Here is a 22,146-nt window from a genome sequence, read left to right as displayed (position 1 = left end):
CCATGACCCGCGCACATGTGGGAGATCCACTGCCACTGCCGCGGTGACGAACATCGGGTGCCGGCCCACCCGGGCCCCCGCGGCTCTCCCACGCGGTGACCCGTCCGCCGAAGCGAGGGACCGGAGTAGGGGAGGGGGGGGCGAGGACCTCGTCGTCCGCTTCCCGCATACCGGTCAGGACATTAGCAGGGCGCCACCGGGCGCGATCGACGTCGTCGGAGCCGTGACGGGCCGCCGTGGCGAGGGCGCTCCCGCCACGCGGCGGGACCCGCAGCCACGCCGCACGCCGCCCGTCCTGACCGGAAGGCCCCTGCCGGCGGCCATACGCTGTGCGGCTCCCTCGCCCACGGGGGAGCCCCGGTCCGTGGAACGCCGAGCACGGTGTGCGCCGTGGATCGGGACGAGACCAGCCTGCTCGAACACCGGACCGGCCGCCACGTCGGCCGCCCCCGCCGCCGGCATGCCTCGGCCGAGTGCTCGCCGAGGGGGAGGTGACGGCCGCGCGCACGGGCCATGCCAGGGTGCTCGACCACCCTGGCCACGGATCGGGACGGCCAATGACCTCCTGCGCGAAAGGCAGCGATACAGACGCGTCTCACCTGCGACGCGGCGTGAACCAGCGTGGCCTTCTCCCCGTTGACGGAGCGAACGGTCGTCGTCAGGAGCGAGGGAAAGACATGGTCATCGTCGCAGGAACGAACACCGCCCGGTTCGAACCGGTCCGAGCGGCGCTGGCAGCGCACCTGGAGTCCGGCGAGGAGCTGGGGGCGTCGATCGCCGTCGATGTGGACGGAGTCATGGAAGTCGATCTGTGGGGAGGGCATGCCGACGAAGCGCGGACCGTCCCGTGGCACGAGGACACATTGGTCAGCCTGTGGTCGACCACCAAGACCCTCAGCAATCTGGCGGCCCTCGTCCTCGTCGACCGGGGGGCACTGGACCTTCACCGTCCGGTCGCGCACTACTGGCCCGAATTCGCTGCTCAGGGCAAGCAGGGCATCGAGGTGCGGCATGTTCTGGCCCACACCTCGGGGCTCTCCGGCTGGGAGCAGCCCTTCACCGTGGACGATCTGTACGACTGGCCGACCGCGAGCGCCCGGCTGGCCGCGCAGGCGCCCTGGTGGGAGCCGGGCAGTGCCTCGGGCTACCACGTGCAGACTCAGGGGCAGCTCGTGGGAGAGCTGGTCCGGCGGGTCAGCGGCCGTACGCTGACCGAGTTCGTCGACACCGAGATCGCCGCACCGTCGCGAGCCGACGTCCAGATCGGTGCGCGGGAGGCCGACTGGCCGCGTATCGCCGAGCTGGTCGCCCCGTCGCCGCTCTCCGGCATACCCGCCGGCCTCGACCCCGAGGGGATCTTCACCAAGACCTTGCTAGGAAGCCCCGCCCGGGACGAGCACGTCGACACCCCGCGGTGGCGCCGCGCCGAACTCGGCGCCGTCAACGGGCACGGTAACGCACGAGGCATGGCCCGTGCCCTCTCCGTGATCTCACGGCGCGGACAGGTCAACGGCCAACGGCTCCTCTCCACGGAGACGGTCGAGAAGGCCCTCGACGTACAGGCTGACGGGGTCGACCTGTTCCTGGGCGTTCCCGTGCGCTGGGGCCTCGGCTTCGCGCTCGCCGATGCGAGGACGATGCCGCACATGCCCACCGGAAGAGTCTGCTTCTGGGTCGGCCGGGGCGGTTCGATCGTCATGATGGACCTCGACCGGCGCGTCACGTTCTCGTACACGATGAACCGGCTGGGCGACGGAATCCTCGGCTCGGAGCGCACCCTCAGCTACATGAGGCAGGTCTACGACGTCCTGGACTCCACCGACTGAGGATCCTCACGAAGCGTGAGAACCGAGGAACGCCCACGACCACAGGCTCGATCACATCGGGAAGTGGCGGACCACCCGGCCTCACGCAGCCACGTTCGACGCCCGCGAACGAACATCCCGTTCCCGGGGTGAACCGGCCCTGTCCTCTCCTCGCAGGACAGGACGAAAGACGTTCCGCCCCGGCCGTTGCGGGGTCGGGCGATGCTCCGGGGCCGGGTCGGGCCGCAGCCCGCCGGCCGCTCTCCGGGCCGCAGTCGCGCGTCGCCCACCATCCTCCGATCCGTGCCGACCAGCCGGCTCAGACGGAACGCACATCAACTCGGTCATCCACAAAGGCACTCGCCGCTCCGGCGCGGCCCGGTGAGGGCCGACAACCAAGGAAGAGGACATTCACGCATGCGCATCACCCGCCTGGCCCGTCCGAGCCGCAGAACCGCCCTGCTCGGTGCCACAGCGGCCGTGGGGCTGTCCGTGGCCGCCGTCACCCTGCCCGGCGCGGCCGGTGCGGCGCCCCATCATCCGATACGTCCCACGATCGTGCTGGAGCACGGGGCCTTCGCCGATGCCGCAAGCTGGGACGGTGTGGTCACTCGGCTGCAGCGTGCGGGCCACCCCGTGGTGTCCGCCGCCAACCCGCTGCGTGGTCCGGCGACCGATGCCGCCTACCTGCGCAGCGTCGTCGACCACATCGAGGGGCCCGTCGTCCTGGTCGGTCACTCCTACGGAGGTACCGTTATCAGCCAGGCCGCCGCGGGCCTGGAGGGCAAGGTGAAGGCGCTGGTCTACATCGCCGCGTTCCTGCCCGACACGGGCGAGAGCTCGCTCGGGCTGACGAACAAGTTCCCCGGCAGCACCCTGGGCCAGGCAATCGAGTCCGTCAACTACACGCTGCCGAACGGCGATCAGGGCGCGGACGTGTACATCAAGCCGGAGAAGTTCCGCCACCAGTTCGCCGCGGACGTGCCGGCGGCCAAGGCCAGGCTCATGGCAGCGGGACAGCGTCCGATCGCCGCCGCGGCGCTGGAGGAGAAGTCGACGGAAGCCGCCTGGAAGACGATCCCCTCCTGGTCGTTGGTCACGACCGAGGATCTCAACATCCCCGTGGCCGCCCAGCGTTACATGTCGGCCCGCGCCGGGGCCCGCACCACGACCGTCGACGCATCACACGCGGTATCCGTGTCCCGCCCCGAGGCCGTCGCCCGCATCGTGGAGCGGGCGGCCCGCACGGTCCGCTGACCGACGGCTCCACACCGTCGTCTCAGCACACGCCCCACACTCGCGCCCACCAGGGCACTGCATCACCAGACGCGTATCCACCGAAAGGCAGTAACCGCCATGGCGTTCATCACCGTCGGCCAGGAGAACTCGACCGGCATCGAGCTGTACTACGAGGACCACGGCGCCGGGCAGCCGGTCGTGCTGATCCACGGCTACCCGCTCGACGGCCACTCCTGGGAGAAGCAGTCCGCCGCCCTGCTGTCGGCCGGCTACCGCGTGATCACCTACGACCGGCGCGGCTTCGGCCGCTCCAGCCGGCCCACCACCGGCTACGACTACGACACCTTCGCCGCCGACCTGCACACGGTCCTGGAGACCCTCGACCTCAACGACGTCGTCCTGGTCGGCTTCTCCATGGGCACCGGCGAGGTCGGCCGCTACCTGGGCACCTACGGATCCGCCCGGGTCGCCAAGGCCGCCTTCCTCGCCTCCCTCGAGCCGTTCCTGCTCAAGACGGACGACAATCCCGGCGGCGTCGACGGCGCCGTCTTCAAGGACATCGAAGAGGCCGTCACCGCCGACCGCTACGCCTACTTCACCGCGTTCTACGAGGACTTCTACAACCTCGACGAGAACCTCGGGACCCGCATCAGCGAGGAAGCCGTACGCAACAGCTGGAACGTGGCCGCCGGAGCCTCCGCGTACGCCTCCCTGGCCTGCGTGGCGACCTGGTCCACCGACTTCCGTGCCGACCTTCCCAAGATCGACGTCCCAGCGCTGATCCTGCACGGCACCGCCGACCGCATCCTGCCCATCGAGGCCACCGGCAACCTCTTCCACCAGGCACTCCCGCAGGCCGACTACGTCGTCATCGACGGCGCGCCGCACGGCCTGCTGTGGACCCACGCCCAGGAAGTCACCCAGGCGCTCCTCACCTTCCTGGCCAAGTGACCGAAGGCCTACGGCCCTTCTGCCGGGAGCGGGCACGGGCCCCGTTACCCGGTGGGCGCGAGGCCGAGCCTGCTCGTTCGCTCGCGGGCCGCTCGTCGGCAGGACCGTGAACCGTGCGCACCCCGCCGTCGCTCCCACGACGGCGGGGTGCGTGAACCCTTGTTCCATCCGGACCAGTTGCCCGCCCAGTGGCTCCGGCATGGCTCGAGAGCCGGAGCGGCGCCTTGCTGTGCCAAGTTGACTTCTGAAAGCCGAGAAGGCCGTGGGAGCGATGCGGCGAGCACGTTCCGGCCAGGACGTGCCGATGCCGCGGGCGGGCCGGGTGAAGGGCTTGCCTCGGCTGGACGACAGGTAATCAGGTGGCGGGTTCCCCCTACCACCGCCACCGCACCGTGCTGTGTCTCAAAGTCGTCAGCGATGCATCAGCGGGTTCTAGACTCGGCTGCGTCCTGCGACCCGGAAGGAGCCGGAACAGCAGTCGTGCACCGACGAGTTGTCATCGTGACCGGTGGAGGTACGGGCATTGGGGAGGCCACCGCCCGGCTCCTGCGCGAAGAAGGTCACCACGTGGTCGTCTCCGGCCGGCGAAGCGAGCCGTTGCGACGCCTTGAGACGGAGACCGGAGCACTCGCGCATCCGTCCGACATCGGGGACCCCGAGGCCGTCGGCGGTCTCGTCCGAGCCGCCCTGGCCGCGTACGGACGCATCGACGGACTCGTACTCAACGCAGGTATCGGGCGTGGTGGGGCCGTGGGCGACCTGTCGATGGAGGACTGGGACGAGGTGATGCGCACCAACGTCACCGGCCCGCTGTTGCTCCTTCGCGCGGCGATCCCGCACTTGGTGGAGACGAGCGGGGCTGTGGTCGCGGTCGCTTCGGTGTCCGCGCTGCGCAACGGCACGAGCAACGCCCCGTACGCCACGTCCAAGGCGGCCCTGCTCCAGCTCTGCCGTTCCGTCGCCGTCGATTACGGACGTCAGGGCGTGCGTGCCAACATCGTGTGTCCCAGCTGGGTGAGAAGCGAGATGGCCGACCGCCGCATGGCGCGTTTCGCCGAGGAAGCGGACTTGGGAGGAGACGGTGTGGGGGCGGCCTACGAAGAGGTGACCAGGCTCCTTCCCCTGGGTCGGCCGGGTGAGCCGCGTGAGATCGCGGAGGCCGTCGACTGGCTGCTGTCCCCGGCGGCGTCGTATGTGAATGGCGCCGTGCTCACCGTCGACGGCGGGGCGACGGCCCTGGATCCCGGGACGCTCGCGTTCGACTTCCATGTGGCGCCACGCGGCGATGGCGTATCCGACACTCCTCGCTGAGTTCCGCCGGATCCCGGCCCCGCCACCGGTCGAAGCGGCGTCCAGCCCCCCGGGGCCTAGGGCCGTACGATTCGACCGTCGGAAGCCGGACCCTTCCGGCACCTGAACTCCACTCTTCTGGAGGCCACTTGAGCAACGCCTTACTCGTGATGGACGTCCAACGGGCCATCGTGGACATCGCCGACGACGGCTCCGGATACCTGTCGCGCCTGCGCAGGGCCATCGACGGGGCCCGGGCGGCGGGCATCCCGGTGATCTACGTGGTCATCGCACTGCGTCCCGGTTTCCCGGAGGTCGGGACGCGCAACAGGGCTCTCGCCGCCGTCGCACAGGCCGGCCTCTACGTCGAGGGCGCCCCGGGCACCGAGATCCACCCCGAGGTCGCGCCCCGGCCGGGTGTGGTGGTCACCAAGAGGCGGGCGAGCGCGTTCTCGGGCAGCGATCTCGACGTGGTGCTGCGGGCGCGCGGCATCGACAGCCTCGTGCTCACCGGCATCGCCACCAGCGCCGTGGTGCTGTCCACCGTGTGCCAGGCGAACGATCTGGACTTCGGGCTCACCGTCCTCGCCGACGCCTGCCTGGACACCGACCCGGAGGTGCACCGGGTCCTCATCGAGCGGTTGTTCCCGCAGTGGGCGGATGTCGTCGCCGTCGAGGAGTGGATCGAGTCCGTGTCCGGCCCGGCCACATGACAGGGCAGATGCCCCCGCCCCGGCGGAGACGGCCCGTTCATGACTCCCGTGTGCCGGGCGCCCGCTGTTCGCCCGAGCCTCGGACGATCAAGCGGGTGGGGACGGTGACGGTCCGTGCCCGGGACCGGTCGCCGTCCAGGCGGGCGAGGGCGGTCGCCGCCGCGGTCCTGCCGATTTCCCCGGGGTCCTGGGCCACGACGGTCAGCGCCGGTTCGAGGGCTTCGGCGAGCGAGACGTCGTCGAAGGCGACGAAGGCGACGTCCTTGCGCTTGCTGCGGGCGAGTTCGGCCACTATGCCCATCGCCATGATGTTGTTGCCCGCGTACAGGGCCGTGGGGGGATCGGCCAGGTCGAGCAGTTTCGCGGTCACCGCCTCGGCGCCCTGCTGGTCGTGCGCGCTGACGACGAGTGAGCGGTCGTAGGGAATCTCGGCTTCCTGCAGCGCCGCGCGGTAGCCGGCCAGGCGCTCGCGGCGGGTGTAGAGCTTGGTGGGCAGGTCGCCGATGAAGCCGATGCGCCGGTGTCCATGGGCGATCAGGTGGGCGACGCCCTCGTGGGAGCCGTCCCGGTTGGAGCTGACGACGCTGTCCGTGGCCAGGCCCGTGCCGGGGCGGTCGATGAAGACGACGGGCAGTCCCGCGGTGCGGTGGGCTTTGAGAGGGGAGTGGTCGGCGCCGACGGACGGTACGACCATGAGGATGCTGACGCGGCGGGCGAGGAACTTGTCGGTCAACGAGCGCTCGCGGTCGGGGTCGTCCGCGGAGGAGCCCACGAGCAGGGTCAGGCCCCGGTCGCGGACCGTGTCCTCGATACTCCTGGCCACGGCCCCGAAGAAGGGGTTGGCCAGGTCGGGGACGACCAGTCCGATCGTGGTGTCGGGCCCTCCCACCCGGATGTTGCGGGCCATGAGGTTCGGCTGGAAGCCGAGCTTGGCAACGGCGGCGAGAACCTGTTCCCTGGTCTGTTCCGAGGCGTATCCGTCCTCATTGAGAACCCGGGAGACGGTCTTGGCGCTGACGCCCACTTCTCGGGCGACGTCTGCCATGGTCGGGCGGCGGTTCGCTGCCATGGAGGAAACAGTCTCCTGTGCTCGTCGGTCCCGGCCGCGGCCTCGGCCGGTACCTGTGAGTGCTTCAGTTGGCCTGGACTCCAGCGGCCTTCGCCGCCGCGGAATCCGCTACGACAGTATCCCCGGCCGCGTCGACGGTGAGTGCGCCGGTCATGATGGCCACGACCTCCGCCATGGAGTAGTCGGCCGGCTTGATCACGGCGGCGCGCCGACCCAGCCGGTGGATGTGGATCCGGTCGGCGATCTCGAAGACATGGGGCATGTTGTGGCTGATCAGCACCACCGGCATGCCCTTGTCGCGGACCCGGCGGATGAGGTCGAGGACCTGTCCGGACTCCTTGACGCCGAGGGCGGCGGTGGGCTCGTCCATGACGACGACACTGCGGGCCCAGGCGACGGAACGGGCGACCGCGACGGCCTGCCGCTGTCCGCCGGAGAGCGTCTCGACCGACTGGGTCAGCGAGCGCAGGCCGATCTTCAGGTCGGCCATGTGCTCGGCGGCCTCCTTCCGCATGCGCTTCTTGTCCAGCATGCGGAAGACGCTGCCGAGGACGCCGGGGCGGCGGAGCTCACGGCCGAGGAACATGTTCGAGGCGATGTCCATGGACGCGGCCACGGCCAGGTCCTGGTAGACCGTCTCGATGCCGTGGGCGCGGGCACTCTGCGGGCCGGAGAACTGGATCGGCTCGCCGTTGAGGCGGATCTCGCCCTCGTCCGGGACGACCGCACCGGTGAGTGCCTTGATGAGGCTGGTCTTGCCCGCTCCGTTGTCTCCGATGACGGCGAGGACCTCACCGGGCATCAGGTCGAAGTCGGCGCCGTCGATGGCGGTGACATGGCCGTAGCGCTTGACCAGACCGCGGGCCTGAAGGACGGGCGTGGAGGAGGTCATCGGGCCTTCTTCCGGGAGATCTGGTCGACGGTCACCGCGAGGATCACCAGGACGCCGGTGATCAGGGTCTGGTAGATGGAGGCGACGCCCATCAGCTGAAGTCCGTTGCGGAAGACACCGACGATGAGGACGCCGATGAAGGTGCCCAGCACCGCACCGCGTCCGCCGAAGAGGCTGGTGCCGCCGAGGACCACGGCGGTGATGCTGTCGAGGTTGTCGGTCTGTCCCGCCTGGGGGTCGCCGACTCCGGTGCGGGAGATGAGCAGCAGGGCGGCGATGCCGTAGAGCAGGCCGGCCGTGGTGTAGACGCCGATGGTCAGGCGGGAGGTGCGGATGCCGTTCAGCCGCGCCGCTTCCTGGCTGTTGCCCAGGGCGTAGACGTGACGGCCCCAGCCGGTGCTGCTCAGCGCGTAGGCGAGGAGGAGGAACAGGGCGATGGTGACCAGGGAGCCGTAGGTGATGTCGGTGTTGCCGAGCGGGAAGGTCTGTCCGAGGGCCGTCAGCGGGCCGGGCAGGTTGGTGACCGTCTGCTCCTCGGAGTAGATGTGGGTCAGCGCGAACGCCACGTTGAGCATGCCGAGGGTGACGATGAACGGCGGCAGCGGGATCTTCTGCACCAACAGCCCGTTCAGCAGCCCGAATCCGCCGCAGACGCCGATGCCCACGGCGATGGCGACGAGCGGGGGCAGCGAGCCCTCGGCGGCCATCTTGGCGATCATGATGCTGCCGAACGCCATCACCGCGCCGCACGACAGGTCGATGCCCGCCGTGAGGATGATCAGGGTCTGGCCGATGGCGAGGGTGCCGACGACCATGACCTGCTGCACGATCAGCGAGAAGTTGCCGCCCGTGAGGAACTGCTCGGTCGACAAGGAGAAGAAGAGGCAGGCCAGGAGGAGGGCGGCCAGGGGGCCGGTGGTGGGTGCCGTGAGCAGTCGGCGGGCCGTGGTCGGCGCTTTGAGCCCGGCGTACGGCGAGGACGTGCTCGGAGGCGTGGACGTGGCGGTCATGCGAAGTCCTTGTCGGAAGACGGAGTCCTTGTCCGTCCCCGTCCGCCCTCGGCGGAGGAGCCGGAGGAAGAGCAGAAGCCGGAGGACAAGGGAACGAGGGGGCGGCCGTCCCCTCGGTCGGGAGGAGGGGCCGGCCGCCCCGAGGGAGGGGAGGCGCCGTCGTACGGTCGTCGGGGCGGCTCAGCCCCAGCAGTTCTCCAGGCCGTAGCCGGTGTCCTTGGAGGTGACGCCGTCCTGCGCCTTGTCGGTGATCAGCGTGACGCCCGTGTCGGTGTAACCGGACGCCTTCTTGCCGTCCTTGGCGAACGCCACGACGGCCTTGACGCCCTCGGCGGCCATCTTCAGCGGGTACTGCTGCGAGGTCGCGGCGATCTTGCCGTCCTTGACCGCCTGGGTGCCGGTGCAGCCGCCGTCGACGGAGACGATCAGCACGTCCTTCTCCCGTCCCTTGGCCTTGAGCGCGGTGTACGCGCCCAGGGCGGCCGGTTCGTTGATCGTGTAGACGACGTTGATGCCGGGTTCCTTCTGGAGGCAGTTCTCCATGGCGGTCTGGCCCTTGGCCTGGTCGCCGCCGGTGTCCTGGGCGCAGGCGACGTCCTTGTCGGTGGCGCCGAAGCCCTTGAGGAAGCCGTCGTGCCGCTGGATGCCGACGGAGACACCCGGCGCCAGGTCGAGGGCGGCGATCTTGGCGGACTTGCCCTTCATGGCGGCCTTGGCGTACTGGCCGATCAGCTCGCCCGCCTTGAGGTTGTCGGTGGCGAAGAGGGCGTCGACCGCGCTCTGCGGGTCGGTCGGGGTGTCCAGGGCGATGACCAGAACACCCTTGGCCTTGGCCTTCTCGATCGCGGGCACGATCGCCTTCGAGTCGCTCGGAGTGATCAGGATGCCCTTCACTCCGGCGGCGACCATGTTCTCCAGGGCGGTGACCTGACCGGCGTTGTCCCCGTCGAACTTGCCTGCGGCGGTGGACAGTTCGGCGCCGTTCTCCTTGGCGGCCTTCTCCGCGCCCTCCTTCATCTTCACGAAGAACGGGTTGGTGTCGGTCTTGGTGATCAGGCCGACCTTGACACTGCCCGAGCCCGATGAGCCGGCGGAGCCCGAACCGGAGCCGGATCCGCAGGCCGTCAGGGTGAGGGCCGCGACACCTGTGACGGCGGCCGCTCTGAGGAGGGAGGAGGACAGACGAGTGGTGCGAGGCATGTTCGACTCCTGAGGTGTGGCGAGCGGCAGAGGGCTGGCGACGGAGCTGGCCGCTCGGAGTGTCATCGTTGACTTATGTCATCGTTGACACCGCATGGCGAGGATGATGGACTCCCTCTCCCGGAAACGTCAATGCCCTGCGTTCGTCACAAATCGGCAACGCCTCGCGACCTCCCCGCAGTGATGGCGGCCGACGCCGCGGCCGTCCGCACCGTCCCCGCCCGCCCACCGCGCCACCACCCGCCCGGTGTGCCCGTACGTCCGTCAGAGAAGAGCAGCCCATGAGCCCGCGCCAGATCACCGTCCTGGGGGAGTGCGTCGCGGACGCGTTCGCCGAACCCGCAAGCGCCTCCGGCGAACTCGCCCTGCGGGTGCTGCCCGGCGGGGGACCTGCGAATACGGCCGTGTCACTGGCCCGGCTCGGCACCCCGGCCCGCTTCCTCGCGCGGCTGTCGGACGACGTCTTCGGCCGCCTGTTCCGTGCCCACCTGGAGACGTCCGGTGTAGACCTGTCGAGCGCCGTCCGGGCCGCGGAACCCAGCACCCTGGCCGTGGCGGAGCTGGACGCCCAGGGGCGGGCCGCGTTCTCCTTCCACGCGCAGAACACGGCCGACTGGCAGTGGACGGCGCGGGAACTGGCACGGGTGGACCTCTCCGCGACCGCCTGCGTGCACACCGGTTCCCTGGCCCTGGTGCGGGAGCCCGGAGCGGCGGTGGTCGAGGACTTCCTGGCGGCGGCCGCCCCGCACGCGACCATCAGCATCGACCCCAACGTCCGGCCGCTGCTCGTCCACCCCGATGTCTACCGCGCCCGGCTGGCGCACTGGTGCGGCCTCGCCGACGTGCTGCGGCTGAGCGAGGACGACCTGGAACTGCTGCTGCCGGGCACGCCGCCCGAGGAGGCGTGCGACCTCTGGCACGCGGCCGGCGCGAGGCTCGTGGTGATCACGCGGGGCGGCGACGGCGCCCTGGCCTCGCTCGCCGGCGAACGGGTGGAGGTGCCTGCCGTGCAGACGACTGTCGCCGACACGGTCGGGGCGGGGGACTCCTTCACGGCAGGGCTGCTGCACCACCTCGGCGTCCGCGGCCTCCTCGGGGGCCGCCTGGCGGAGACCCGTCTCGACGACATCGCGGAAGCGTGCCGCTTCGCCACCCGGGTCGCGGCCCTGACCTGCTCGGTCGCCGGCCCCAACCCTCCGTGGCAGAGCCAGTTGGAGCAGTTCGCCGCAGCCGACCGCGTATGAGGGACGGTCGACCCGCCCAACACGGCATCCTGGCCGAACCGTTGACGCGTCGACCGGATTGCGTCCATCATCGGGCCACTCGATGTCATCGATGACACAAGTCAACGATGACACCCCTTTCCGCGCGGTGGACGACAGCGCCCGGAGGGTGTCACTCTCTGGCCGGTTCCGCCCGGGCGTCGGACTCCGCCGTGCGGACGGCCGCAGCACAGGAGACGCGATGAGCTCAGGACGTGCATCCCGGCAGGCCCGTGCACGGATGATCGCCGCTGTGGCGACCGTCTGCGCCCTGTCCGCAGCCGTACCGGCCCCCCAGGCCGTCGCCGCCGATCCCCCGCCGCGCTCCGAGAGATACCGGCCCCAGTTCCACTTCACCCCGGAGAAGAACTGGATGAACGACCCCAACGGCCTCGTGTACCACAAGGGCGAGTACCACCTCTTCTACCAGTACAACCCGAGCGGCAACGTGTGGGGCGACATGTCCTGGGGGCACGCGGTGAGCAAGGACCTCGTGCACTGGAAGGAACTGCCGCTCGCTCTGTCGCACGACGACGAGGAGATGGTGTTCTCCGGCAGCGCGGTCGTCGACCGGGACAACACCACCGGCTTCGGCACCAGGCAGAACCCGCCCATGGTGGCGGTCTACACCAGCCATCACAAGAGCACGGGCATCCAGGCCCAGTCGCTCGCCTACAGCACCGACCGCGGCCGTACCTGGACCAAGTACCAGGGCAATCCGGTCATCGACATCGGCTCCAAGGAATTCCGCGACCCCAAGGTCCAGTGGCACGAGCCGACCAAGCGCTGGCTGATGACGGTGTCGCTGTCCACCGAGCACAAGGTGCGGTTCTACGCGTCGAAGAACCTCAAGGACTGGGAGCTGCTCAGCGACTTCGGGCCGGCCGGCGCGACGGGCGGCGTGTGGGAGTGCCCCGACCTGTTCCCCCTCGCGGTCGACGGGGACAAGGACAACATCAAGTGGGTCCTCGTCGTCAACATCAACCCCGGCGGCATCGCGGGCGGTTCGGCCGCCCAGTACTTCCTCGGCGACTTCGACGGCAAGAAGTTCACCGCCGAGGACAAGGGCACCTACACCCCGCCCGCCGGCACGGTGACGCAGGACTTCGAGCACACCGACTTCGGCGCGTGGACGACCACCGGTACCGCGTTCGGCGCCGGACCGGCGGCCGGGGCGCTGGACGGACAGGGGACCGTCGACGGTTTCGACGGCAAGGGGCTCGCCAACAGCTTCCACGGCGGTGACGCGACCACCGGCATCCTCACCTCGCCCGAGTTCACCGTCGACAGCCGCTACCTGAACTTCAAGGTCGGTGGCGGACGGCACCCGCACGTGTCCGGGACGCCCCTGGAACAGGGCGACCCGCCCGCGGGAACGGTCCTGGCCGACTTCGAAGGCGGCAGCTACGGCGACTGGACGACGACCGGCCAGGCCTTCGGCTCGGCACCGGCCACCGGCACCCTCCCCGACCAGCAGCACGTCTCCGGGTTCCGGGGCGGCGGCCTCGTCAACAGCTACCTGAACGGCGACTCCACCACCGGCACCCTCACCTCGCCGGAATTCACCCTCGACAAGGACCACGTCAACTTCCTCGTCGGCGGCGGCAACCATCCCACCGGCACCGACCACCCCACCGCAGTCGAACTCCTCGTCGACGGCCAGGTGGTCCGCAGCACCACCGGGAAGGACGGCGAGGCGCTCGACTGGGCCTCCTGGAACGTCAAGGACCTCGCCGGCAAGAAGGCGCGGATCAGGATCGTCGACGACAACACCGGCGGCTGGGGTCACATCAACGTCGACCACATCATGCTGTCCGACGCCGAGGCGCACCCCGTCTCCCGGGAGACATCCGTCAACCTGGTCGTCGACGGCCGGATCGTCCGCAGCGCCACCGGCGCCGACAGCGAAACCCTGGACTGGGCCTCCTTCGACCTGCGTCCCTACGCCGGCAAGAAGGCACGCATCCAGATCGTCGACCTGAACACCGGCGGCTGGGGCCACATCCTGGCCGACCGGTTCACCGCCGCCGACGCCCCCGCCCGGTCCGCCGTACAGCGCGCCGACTGGGCCGACTACGGCAAGGACTACTACGCGGCCGTGTCCTGGGAGAACGCGCCGGGCGCCAAGCGCCACATGATCGGCTGGATGAGCAACTGGGACTACAGCGGCGCCACCCCCACCTCGCCCTGGCGCGGCGCGCAGAGCATTCCCCGGGAGATGGCCCTGCGCACGATCGACGGCCGGATCCGGCTGACCAGCAAGCCGGTGGACAGCCTGAAGTCCCTCCGGAAGAGCGGGCCGCCGACGGCGTCCGGCGTCACCGTCGAAAGCGCCACCCGGCCACTGATCGGCCCCGCCGCCCAGGGCAAGGCACTCGACATCGAGGCGACCTTCTCCCTCGAGGACGCCGAACGCTTCGGCCTGAAGGTGCGCACCGGCGCCGGAGGCGAGGAGACCGTCATCGGCTACGACACCACGACCCAGGAGCTGTACGTCGACCGCACCCGCTCCGGTGCCGTGGACTTCCACAGCACCTTCCCCGGTGTCCAGACCGCGCCGTTGAAGGCCGAGAACGGCAAGGTGAGGCTGCGGATCCTCGTCGACTGGTCGTCCGTCGAGGTCTTCGGCGGCAGCGGCGAGGCCGTGATCACCGACCAGATCTTCCCCGACCCCGCCGCCCAGGGAGTGCAGATCTTCGCCGAGAACGGCTCGGTGAGGCTGGACCGCGCCCGCGTCTGGCACCTCGACTCCGCACACGACTGACAAGGACACCGGACCATGAAGAAGACCCTGCTCGCCGAGTTCACCGCCCGTGAGGGAGCGGAGGCCGAGGTGGCCCGCATGATCGGGGACTACGCCCTGAAGGTGCGCGAGGAGGAAGGCAACCTCGCCTTCGACGTCTACACCAAGGCAGCCCACCCGCGCGCCTTCTGGATCTTCGAGGTGTACCGGGACGAGGACGCCTTCCAGGCGCACCTGAACGCCCCGTACGGCGGCCCGTTCAACGCCGCCCTCACCCCGCTGATCGAGGAGGACGCCTCCGTGCTGACCTTCCTGGATCCGCTCGTCTGACCGGGCCGGACGGCGGGACGGGGCACCGACGGCTACCCGTCCGCGCCACCCGTCCCCGGCTGCGGGGGCGTCGACTCCGCCAGGGCCTCGGCCTCGTGGTGGCGCCGGGTGCCGGCCGTGAACGCGCGTGTGTACGCGGCCTCGTCCAGGGTGGCGCGCAGGCGGGCCGCGATGCGCTCCACGTCTCCCCGCTCCGCCCGGGGGTGCGGGGCGCCGGCCCGCTCCCGGGCCGCCGCCGCCGTGCCGAGGAGGCGGGCCGCGCGTTCCGGGGAGCCTGCCAGGGAGTAGGCGCCCGCCAGGCCTTCGAGGGCCAGGGCGACCGAGCGGGGGTCCTTGGTCGTGGTGGCGGCGGCGAGGCCGTCCCGGTGGTGGGCCAGGGCCCGGCCGGCGTCGCCGCGCTGTTCGGCGATGAAGCCCAGCTCGGCCAGGACCAGTGCGAGGCCCGGGCCGTCACCGCGGCGGCGGTTCCAGGCGAGCCAGGGGCGCAGCCACTCCTCGGCGGCGTCCAGGCGGCCCTGGCGGCGGGCGCTCAGCGCGAGGCCCAGCGCGGCGAACTGCTCGGCCGGCTGGTTGCCCTGCCCGACCGCGATGCGCAGGGCCCGCGTGTGCAGGTCGTCGGCCTCGTCGTAGCGCTGGGTGAGCAGGGCGATCCTGCCGAGGCCCGACAGCTTCGTCGACATCTCCGGCCAGGTCTCCAGGGCCTGGGCGATCCGCAGGCCTTCCCGGTGCAGTTGGGCCGCCAGGTCGTAGTCACCGTTGATCTCGGCGAGCCTGCCGAGCACGTCGGTCGTCTTCAGACGGCCCCACAGATCGCCCAGTTCCGCGAAGTGGGCGCGGGCTTCCTCGGCGTTTGAGCGCAGCGACTCCAAGTCCCCGCGGGCCAGGGCGAAGCAGGCGCGTGTGGTCAGCGCGGCGGCGGTGCCCCACGCGTCGCGCAGGGTGCGGAAGCGGACCAGGACGCGCTCGACCCGCTGCTCGCCCATGGCCAGCGCCCCCACCGTCCACTGCGCGTGCGCCAGGAACCACTGTGCCCTGGTCGACTCCAGGGTCGACCCGGGCGGGTACTCCTCCAGGGTGTCGCACGCCCGGTCGTGCTCGCCGAGCAGCAGACGGATGCCCGTGTACCAGAACACCGTCTCCACGCGCTCCTCGGGCGCGGCCTCGCCCGGCGTGTCCAGGGCCGTGGCCAGCGCCCTGCGGGCCTCGCCCAGACGGCCACGGACATACCAGTACCAGGTCAGTGAGTTGACCAGGCGCAGTGCCTCCTGCGCGGCCCCGGCCCGGTCGGCCTCGGCCAGGGCGCGTTGCACGTTGGCCGCCTCCAGGTCCAGGTACTGGAACCAGCGGGACTGCTCCCGCTCGTGCAGATGCGGCCGGGCCCGCTCGGCGAGCCGGACGCAGTGGCGCAGGTGCCGCGCGGCGGTCTCGGCGTGCTCACCGGACTCGGCGAGCTTGTCACGCGCGTAGACCGCGACCGACTCCAGCAGCCGGTAGCGGGGACCCTGCGGGCACTCGGTGCGGACGGCCAGGGAGCGTTCCACGAGCAGACTCAGCGCGTCGAGGACGTCGGAGCGGGACACGCCGCCGCCGGAGCACACGTCCTCGGCGGCCCGCAGACCGCATCCCTCGGCGAACACCGACAGCCGGCGCAGCACGGTCCGCTCGCGGTCGTCGAGCAGGCTCCAGCTCCAGTCGAGGGTGGCCTGCAGCGTCCGGTGGCGCGAAGGGGCGTCGCGGTAGCCGCTGTTGAGCACCTTGAAGCGGTCGTCGAGCCGGTCGTGCAGTTCCCTGATGCCCAGCGATCGCACCCGCGTGGCGGCCAGTTCCAACGCGAGCGGGATGCCGTCGAGACGCCGGCACACATCGGCGACCAGGGGGGCGGTGGTGGTGTCGAGCACGAACTCCGGGTCCGTCGCCCTGGTCCGGTCCAGGAAGAGGCGTACGGCCCCCGCGCTCGTCAGCGCGTCGAGGTCCGGGTGGTCCTCGGGGGGCAGCGACAGGGGCGCCACCGGGTACACCGTCTCGTCCCGGGTGCGCAGAGGTTCCTGGCTGGTCGTCAGAATGTGCAGGTGTGCGGCCCGGCTCAGCACCTGGCCGGCCAGGTGCGCGACGGCCTCCACGACGTGTTCGCAGTTGTCCAGCACGAGCAGCAGCCGCCGGCCCGCCAGGGCGTGCGCCAGGCGGTCGGCCGGACTTTTGGCGGGGTCGTCCGCGGTGCTCTCCCGGATGCCCAGCGTCGCCATGACCTGCTCGGCCAGCGCATCCGCCCCGGCGAACCGTTCCAGGCCCCCGGCGTCCGCGAGCTCCACCAGCCAGACGCCCTCGCCGAACACGCCCGCCAGACTCTCCGCCGTGGCCTGCGCGAGACGGGTCTTGCCGACCCCGCCCGGGCCCGTGAGCGTCACCAGGCGGCGTTGTAAGAGCAGCGCCCTGATCGCCCGTACGTCCTGCTCGCGGCCCACCAGGGGCGAGGCCGAACCGGTCGGGCCCGGCCCCGCCCGCAGCCCCGCGGCAGACGCCGCGGGCGGCTCCGGCCGGGCCAGAACCGGGTCGTGGCGCAGGATGGACCGCTGCAGCGCCTCCAGGGACGGTCCGGGGGTCAGCCCCAACTCCTCGTCGAGCCGGCGCCGCAGATCGTTGAAGCAGTCGAGCGCGTCGGAGGAGCGCCCCGCCTGGTACAGCGCCCACATCAGCGCGCCCCGCAGCCCCTCGCGCAGCGGATGCTGCTCCACCAGCTCCGTCAGCTCGCCCACCAGCAGGCTGTGCTCACCCAACTCCAGCCGCACCGAGGCGTGTTCCTCCACCGCCGTCAGGCGCTCCTCCTCCAGGCCGGCCGCCGTCGGCCGCACGGACGGCTGGTCGGCGAACTCGGCGAAGGCCGGGCCGCGCCACAGCGCCAGGGCCTCGGTGTACAGCGCCGCCCGCGTCACCGGGTCCTCACCGGAGCGGGCCCGGGCGACCAGGTCGCGGAACCGTCCGGCGTCGAGCGCTCCGGCCGGGACGTCCAGGACGTATCCGGGCGGCCGGTGTGCGACCAGTTCGCGGCCGCCCGCCTCCGCGTCCTCCAGGGCCCGCCGTAATTGGGAGACCTTGGCCTGGAGCGACGCCGTCGGCCGTGCCGTGAACGTCGAGCCGCCCCACAGGTCCTCGATGAGCCGCGCCGCCGGGACGACCTGCCCCTGTTGGGCGAGCAGACCGGCGAGGAGCATGCGCACCTTGACTTCGGGTACCCGCACGACACGACTCTCGTCCGTGCGCACCTCCAGCGGCCCGAGCACCCCGAATTCCATGATCTCAGCGTAACCGGCCGACGACAGGCGCGAGATGTGACGAAGACGGCTCGGCCACCGTCCCGAAGGGCGTCCCCGCAGCGTTTCCGAAGTCGTCCGAAGCGAATCCGAAGAAGCATGTGCCAGGGTTCCCCGAGGAATGCGGTTCGGCGCTGGTGCGGAATGCGGGGGCAGGTGGCCGAGAATGAACGACTGCGGCTGGCGATCATCATCGGCAGCATCAGGAAGGGCCGGTTCGGACACGTCGCGGCGGAATGGCTGGCCTCCCGGGCCCGGTTGCGGCCCGACTTCGACGTGGACGTCATAGACCTCGCCACGGCCTGGCTGAGCTTCCACAACTACTGGGAGCGTCTCGGGCCCGACGGCTCGCCGGCCGCCTCCGACGACTGGGACCTGTCGGCCCGGCTGATGTTCGACCGCCTCAGCTGGTGGGCCGGTGTGCTGCACCGGGCCCGGGCGGAGCGCGGCTACCCCATACCCCAGGTGAACAGACAGGAGCGCAACGCGTCATGGACGGCCAGTGGTTCCGACGTTTCGGCGATCCCGAGCCCGACGCTCTCAGGCTGATCTGCTTCCCGCACGCCGGGGGCGCGGCCAGCGCGTACCAGCCGCTGTCCCGGCTGCTCCGGCCGCACGTCGAGGTGCGGGCGGTGCAGTACCCCGGCCGGCAGGACCGCCGACTGGAGACGCCGGTGGCGGACATCGGGGAACTCGCCGCGACCGTCGCCCGAAAGCTGGAGGACGAGGCGGAGGCCGAAGCCCGCGCCGGGGGGACCGGGGACACCGGAACGCCCTTCGCGTTCTTCGGCCACAGCATGGGCGCCCTGGTCGCCTACGAGACCGCCCGCATCCTGGAAGGGCGCGGGGCCCGGCCACCCCGCAGGCTCTTCCTTTCGGCCAGGGGAGCGCCGGGGCCGCGGCGCAGTCCGCACGACGTGCCGGCGAACGACGACGCGATCCTGGCCGCCGTACGCCGGCTCGGGGGAACCGGCGTGGCCCTGCTCGACGATCCGGAGCTGGTGGACATGGTGCTGCCGGCCCTGCGAGCCGACTACGCGGCCCTCGCCGCGTACTCCTGGACACCCGGGGAGCCGCTGCACACGCCGGTGACCGTGCTGTGCGGCGACGCCGACCCGGTCGTCTCCGTCGAGGAGGCGGCCGGCTGGCGGGCGTTCACCCACGCCGAGACCGAGGTGCGGGTCTTTCCCGGCGGCCACTTCTATGTGGACCAGCGGCTCGACGACGTGGCCGGGGTGGTACTGCGCGGCGTCCGCTCGGCGAGCGCCGCTCGGGTGGGCAACGACGCCTGCCATGACTCATCACGGGCGTTCGACGTACCGGGGTAGGCGTGGAATTCAAGGTTCTCGGACCGCTTGACGTGGTGGGCGGCGGGCGCACAGCCAGGGCTTCTCCCTGAATGCCCTCGCCAACACCGAGGTCGGACCGTCTTTTCACCGGCCCGCCCCGCGTGCCGGACCGTACAGCACACCACTTTCGTACTGGAGGAACACATTCATGGGTGACAACCACACCTCGGTGTCGGTGCTCGGCCTCGGCCTGATGGGGCAGGCCCTGGCCGCCGCCTTCCTGAAGGCGGGTCGTGCCACGACCGTGTGGAACCGGTCGGCGGACAAGGCCGACGGCCTCGTCGCGGACGGCGCGGTCCTCGCCGCGAACCCCGCCGAGGCCGTCGCCGCCGGCGACCTCGTGGTCGTGTGCGTGTCCACGTACGACGTGGTGCACGACGTCATCGGCTCGCTCGGCGACGCCCTGCGCGGCAAGACCGTCGTCAACCTGACCACCGGCTCCTCCGAGCAGGCCCGGCAGACCGCCGAGTGGGCGGAGAAGAACGGCGCGCAGTACCTCGACGGCGCCATCATGATCACTCCGCCCGGTATCGGCGCCGCGACCTCCGTCCTCTTCTACGCCGGTGACCAGGCCGTCTTCGACGCCCACGAGCCGGTGCTCAAGCTCCTCGGGGGCGGCACCACCTACCTCGGCACCGACCACGGCAAGCCCGCCCTGTTCGACGTGTCGCTGCTCGGTCTGATGTGGGGTGCCCTCAACAGCTTCCTCCACGGCGTGGCCATCGTGGAGACCGGCGGCGTCAAGGCCCAGGAGTACCTGCCCTGGGCCCACATGTGGCTCGACGCCATCAAGATGTTCACGGCCGACTACGCCGCCCAGATCGACGCCGGCGACGAGAAGTTCCCGGCCAACGACGCCACCCTGGAGACGCACCTGGGCGCGCTCAAGCACCTCGTCGAGGAGAGCGAGGCGCTCGGCGTCGACACCGAACTGCCCAAGTACTCCGAGGCGCTGATGGAGGGCATCATCGCCCAGGGCCACGCCAAGAACAGCTACGCCAGCGTCGTGAAGGCCTACCGCCGCCCGAACCAGTGAGCACCGGGCCCGGTATTCGCTTCGCCCCCTGACGAAGGGGCCGGTTCCGAATCCCCCGTCGGAACCGGCCCTTTCCCCATGCCCGAAACACCGGCGTCCCGGAATCGGCCGCGCCCTTCGTCCCTCGTTTGCGTCCGTCGCTTCCGTGCCTTTTCCGTCGCGCAATTCCCGCTCTTCGCGAAAGGTGTGTTCCATGACCGTAAACGGCGACAGCACGACCTCTCGCGCCCACGGACGTGTCACCAGAAGAACGCTCCTGAAGACGGCGGGCGCCACCGCGCTCACCGCCGGTGCCGTCACCGCGACGGGTCTGCCGCCGCAGCCGACGGCAAGCCCTACGACGCCATCGTCGTCGGCGCCGGATACGCGGACGCCGGTCGAGTCTCCGCCGAACCCCTGACACCCCGGCCGCGTCACCGCGCCCAGTCCTTCCCCAAGTACCGGCCGACGTCGCCCTCTCTGGTGCCGCAGCGTCGCAATCGCGCCGATTTCACGGACGTTGTGTACGGCGAGGTGAGCGACGAGGTGAGCGGCGCGAGAATGGGGGGAGCCTGACGCACGCTCCCCCCAGGCTCGCTCCGAGATCAGCACGTTCCGAGATCAGCACCACCCCCACATCGGGCACGCCGCGCGAACAGGCGCGCTCCCCAGTTGTGATCGGACCGTCTTCAGACCGGCCCCCACGCGCCGGAACGGAGGACTGACTCATGGCCACCCCGCTCACCGCCGCCCGGCTCGTCGCCGCGTTGAAGGCCGAGGGCTGCGCCGTTCACGAGGTCGCCGGCTGGCGCACCAACAACCGCAACCACAAAGGCCCCTGGGGTCCCGTGCACGGTGTGGTGATCCACCACACCGTCACCGGCCCCGGCACGGACGTCGTCAGACTGATCTTCCACGGCCACAGCGCCCTGCCCGGCCCGCTCGCCACCGGGTGCATCACCAAGGACGGCGTCGTCCACCTCGTCGGCAACGGCCGGGCCAATCACGCCGGCGGCGGCGACGGCGACGTGCTCAACGCCGTCATCACCGAGTCATACGGCGCGTATCCGCCCCCGACGCACGAACACGACGGCTCGGGAGGCGCGGTCGACGGCAACGCCCGCTTGTACGGCTGGGAGTGCGAGAACAAGGGCGACGGCAGGGACCCGTGGCCGCCCGCCCAGTACGTCGCCATGGTCAAGGCCACCGCCGCGATCTGCCGCGCACACGGCTGGGGCCCCAAAAGCGCCATCGGCCACCTGGAATGGAGCGACTGGAAGGTCGATCCGCGCGGATTCGACATGGCCGGCTTCCGCCGTGACGTCGCCGACGCCCTGGCCCGTCCGGCGGGCCGGTGGGAAGGAGAGGACCCCATGCCCGAGTACGTCAACCTCGGTGCCACCGCGCAGTATCGACTCGCGCCCGGCGCCTGGGACTCGGTCGAGTTCACCGCGGAGTGGACCGACGAGACCGGCGACCACGCCACCGGCGGAAGTGTCTTCGTCCGAGGCCCGGCCCGCTTCAGCGGAACCCTCAGTCTCCACATCGACGGTCTGCCGACGGGCGCGGTCCTCCAGGCGCGCATGTCGGAGTACCAGGGGGACCAGCTCCGCGCGGACCACCCGATCCACGAGATCGTCGGGACGGGCGGCAGCACCTACGCCGTCCTGCCGGTGACGAAGCGCATCGCGTCGGGCCGGGGCGCGCGGGTGCGGCTGCTCAACCAGGCCGTCGTGCCGGTCACCGTCGCGAGCGCCGTACTGACCGTGCTGGTGTGGAAGGAGCCGTAAGGCCGCCGGCGTCACCTCGGCACGGGCAGGCCGGGGCCCGTGCACCACACGTTCGCGGCGGGCACCGCCCGCACCACGGGTCCTGCGCTGGGTGACGGAGCCCGGCATGGCGCGGGCCTTCCGTCACACGGCCACGACCCGGGCAGGTGGGTGCTGAGCTGCGCCCTGACCGCCGAGCCC

The 22,146-nt window shown here is 71.0% G+C and carries 18 protein-coding genes; 13 read left to right on the top strand and 5 right to left on the bottom strand.

Going from position 1 to position 22,146, the window contains the following annotated elements; all coding sequences use genetic code 11:
- The first annotated feature begins 677 nt into the window (after nucleotides 1-677).
- The 5 genes from QNO09_RS14330 to QNO09_RS14310 all read left to right on the top strand — a co-directional run bounded on the left by QNO09_RS14330 (nucleotide 678) and on the right by QNO09_RS14310 (nucleotide 5,998).
- A complete protein-coding gene (locus QNO09_RS14330) occupies nucleotides 678-1,826 on the top strand; it encodes a serine hydrolase domain-containing protein (RefSeq protein WP_283970544.1) in 1,149 nt (382 codons plus the stop codon).
- A gap of 396 nt (nucleotides 1,827-2,222) precedes the next feature.
- Nucleotides 2,223-3,062, top strand: coding sequence for an alpha/beta fold hydrolase (locus QNO09_RS14325; protein ID WP_283970543.1), 840 nt, complete (start codon nucleotides 2,223-2,225; stop codon nucleotides 3,060-3,062).
- 99 nt (nucleotides 3,063-3,161) lie between these two features.
- Nucleotides 3,162-3,995, top strand: a complete 834-nt coding sequence (locus QNO09_RS14320; RefSeq protein WP_283970542.1) for an alpha/beta fold hydrolase — start codon at nucleotides 3,162-3,164, stop codon at nucleotides 3,993-3,995.
- A gap of 501 nt (nucleotides 3,996-4,496) precedes the next feature.
- Nucleotides 4,497-5,306, top strand: coding sequence for an SDR family NAD(P)-dependent oxidoreductase (locus QNO09_RS14315; protein WP_502962294.1), 810 nt, complete (start codon nucleotides 4,497-4,499; stop codon nucleotides 5,304-5,306).
- A 149-nt stretch (nucleotides 5,307-5,455) separates the two neighbouring features.
- Nucleotides 5,456-5,998, top strand: a complete 543-nt coding sequence (locus QNO09_RS14310; RefSeq protein ID WP_283970589.1) for a cysteine hydrolase family protein — start codon at nucleotides 5,456-5,458, stop codon at nucleotides 5,996-5,998.
- Nucleotides 5,999-6,035: 37 nt separating this feature from the next.
- On the opposite strand, the gene QNO09_RS14305 is transcribed toward QNO09_RS14310, so the two are convergent.
- From QNO09_RS14305 to QNO09_RS14290, 4 genes are all read right to left on the bottom strand, one after another.
- Nucleotides 6,036-7,067: a LacI family DNA-binding transcriptional regulator gene (locus QNO09_RS14305; RefSeq protein ID WP_283970540.1), complete on the bottom strand. Its 1,032-nt coding sequence runs from the start codon at nucleotides 7,065-7,067 to the stop codon at nucleotides 6,036-6,038.
- Between the two features lie 64 nt (nucleotides 7,068-7,131).
- Entirely contained in the window at nucleotides 7,132-7,959 is an 828-nt protein-coding gene (locus QNO09_RS14300) for an ATP-binding cassette domain-containing protein (RefSeq protein ID WP_283970539.1), read from the bottom strand.
- Complete coding sequence (locus tag QNO09_RS14295; protein ID WP_283970538.1) at nucleotides 7,956-8,969, bottom strand: ABC transporter permease; 1,014 nt, start codon at nucleotides 8,967-8,969, stop codon at nucleotides 7,956-7,958. The genes QNO09_RS14300 and QNO09_RS14295 overlap by 4 nt, the downstream gene beginning before the upstream one ends.
- Nucleotides 8,970-9,149: 180 nt before the next feature.
- The gene (locus tag QNO09_RS14290; protein WP_283970537.1) at nucleotides 9,150-10,169 is read right to left on the bottom strand and encodes a sugar ABC transporter substrate-binding protein; all 1,020 of its coding nucleotides are present in this window, start codon (nucleotides 10,167-10,169) and stop codon (nucleotides 9,150-9,152) included.
- A 281-nt stretch (nucleotides 10,170-10,450) separates the two neighbouring features.
- On the opposite strand from QNO09_RS14290, the gene QNO09_RS14285 reads away from it, so the two are divergent.
- From QNO09_RS14285 to QNO09_RS14275, 3 genes are all read left to right on the top strand, one after another.
- The gene (locus QNO09_RS14285; protein ID WP_283970536.1) at nucleotides 10,451-11,413 is read left to right on the top strand and encodes a carbohydrate kinase family protein; all 963 of its coding nucleotides are present in this window, start codon (nucleotides 10,451-10,453) and stop codon (nucleotides 11,411-11,413) included.
- A gap of 220 nt (nucleotides 11,414-11,633) precedes the next feature.
- Nucleotides 11,634-14,195 (top strand): GH32 C-terminal domain-containing protein, encoded by a 2,562-nt coding sequence (locus tag QNO09_RS14280; RefSeq protein ID WP_283970535.1) that lies wholly within the window; start codon nucleotides 11,634-11,636, stop codon nucleotides 14,193-14,195.
- Nucleotides 14,196-14,210: 15 nt separating this feature from the next.
- The gene (locus tag QNO09_RS14275) at nucleotides 14,211-14,504 is read left to right on the top strand and encodes a putative quinol monooxygenase (RefSeq protein WP_283970534.1); all 294 of its coding nucleotides are present in this window, start codon (nucleotides 14,211-14,213) and stop codon (nucleotides 14,502-14,504) included.
- A gap of 32 nt (nucleotides 14,505-14,536) precedes the next feature.
- Here the strand turns inward: QNO09_RS14275 and QNO09_RS14270 are convergent, their stop codons facing one another.
- On the bottom strand, nucleotides 14,537-17,794 hold the full coding sequence (locus QNO09_RS14270) for an AfsR/SARP family transcriptional regulator (protein WP_283970533.1): 3,258 nt from the start codon (nucleotides 17,792-17,794) through the stop codon (nucleotides 14,537-14,539).
- 174 nt (nucleotides 17,795-17,968) lie between these two features.
- Between QNO09_RS14270 and QNO09_RS14265 the strand changes: the two genes are divergently transcribed.
- The 5 genes from QNO09_RS14265 (at nucleotide 17,969) to QNO09_RS14250 (ending at nucleotide 21,966) form a co-directional block, all read left to right on the top strand.
- Nucleotides 17,969-18,361: an NADPH-dependent FMN reductase gene (locus QNO09_RS14265; RefSeq protein WP_283970532.1), complete on the top strand. Its 393-nt coding sequence runs from the start codon at nucleotides 17,969-17,971 to the stop codon at nucleotides 18,359-18,361.
- Nucleotides 18,304-19,140, top strand: a complete 837-nt coding sequence (locus QNO09_RS14260) for a thioesterase II family protein (RefSeq protein WP_283970531.1) — start codon at nucleotides 18,304-18,306, stop codon at nucleotides 19,138-19,140. The genes QNO09_RS14265 and QNO09_RS14260 overlap by 58 nt, the downstream gene beginning before the upstream one ends.
- A gap of 169 nt (nucleotides 19,141-19,309) precedes the next feature.
- Nucleotides 19,310-20,197: an NAD(P)-dependent oxidoreductase gene (locus QNO09_RS14255; RefSeq protein WP_283970530.1), complete on the top strand. Its 888-nt coding sequence runs from the start codon at nucleotides 19,310-19,312 to the stop codon at nucleotides 20,195-20,197.
- 193 nt (nucleotides 20,198-20,390) lie between these two features.
- Nucleotides 20,391-20,597, top strand: a complete 207-nt coding sequence (locus tag QNO09_RS39935; protein ID WP_451520316.1) for a hypothetical protein — start codon at nucleotides 20,391-20,393, stop codon at nucleotides 20,595-20,597.
- A 307-nt stretch (nucleotides 20,598-20,904) separates the two neighbouring features.
- Nucleotides 20,905-21,966 carry an N-acetylmuramoyl-L-alanine amidase gene (locus QNO09_RS14250; RefSeq protein ID WP_283970529.1) on the top strand — a complete coding sequence of 354 codons (1,062 nt, stop codon included), beginning with the start codon at nucleotides 20,905-20,907 and terminating at the stop codon, nucleotides 21,964-21,966.
- Nucleotides 21,967-22,146: the final 180 nt, after the last annotated feature.

The organism is Streptomyces sp. 378 (assembly GCF_030124145.1).
Classification (GTDB): domain Bacteria; phylum Actinomycetota; class Actinomycetes; order Streptomycetales; family Streptomycetaceae; genus Streptomyces.
The sequence above is the reverse complement of the archived record's forward strand: the minus strand, read 5'-3'. Positions and strand labels throughout refer to the sequence as shown.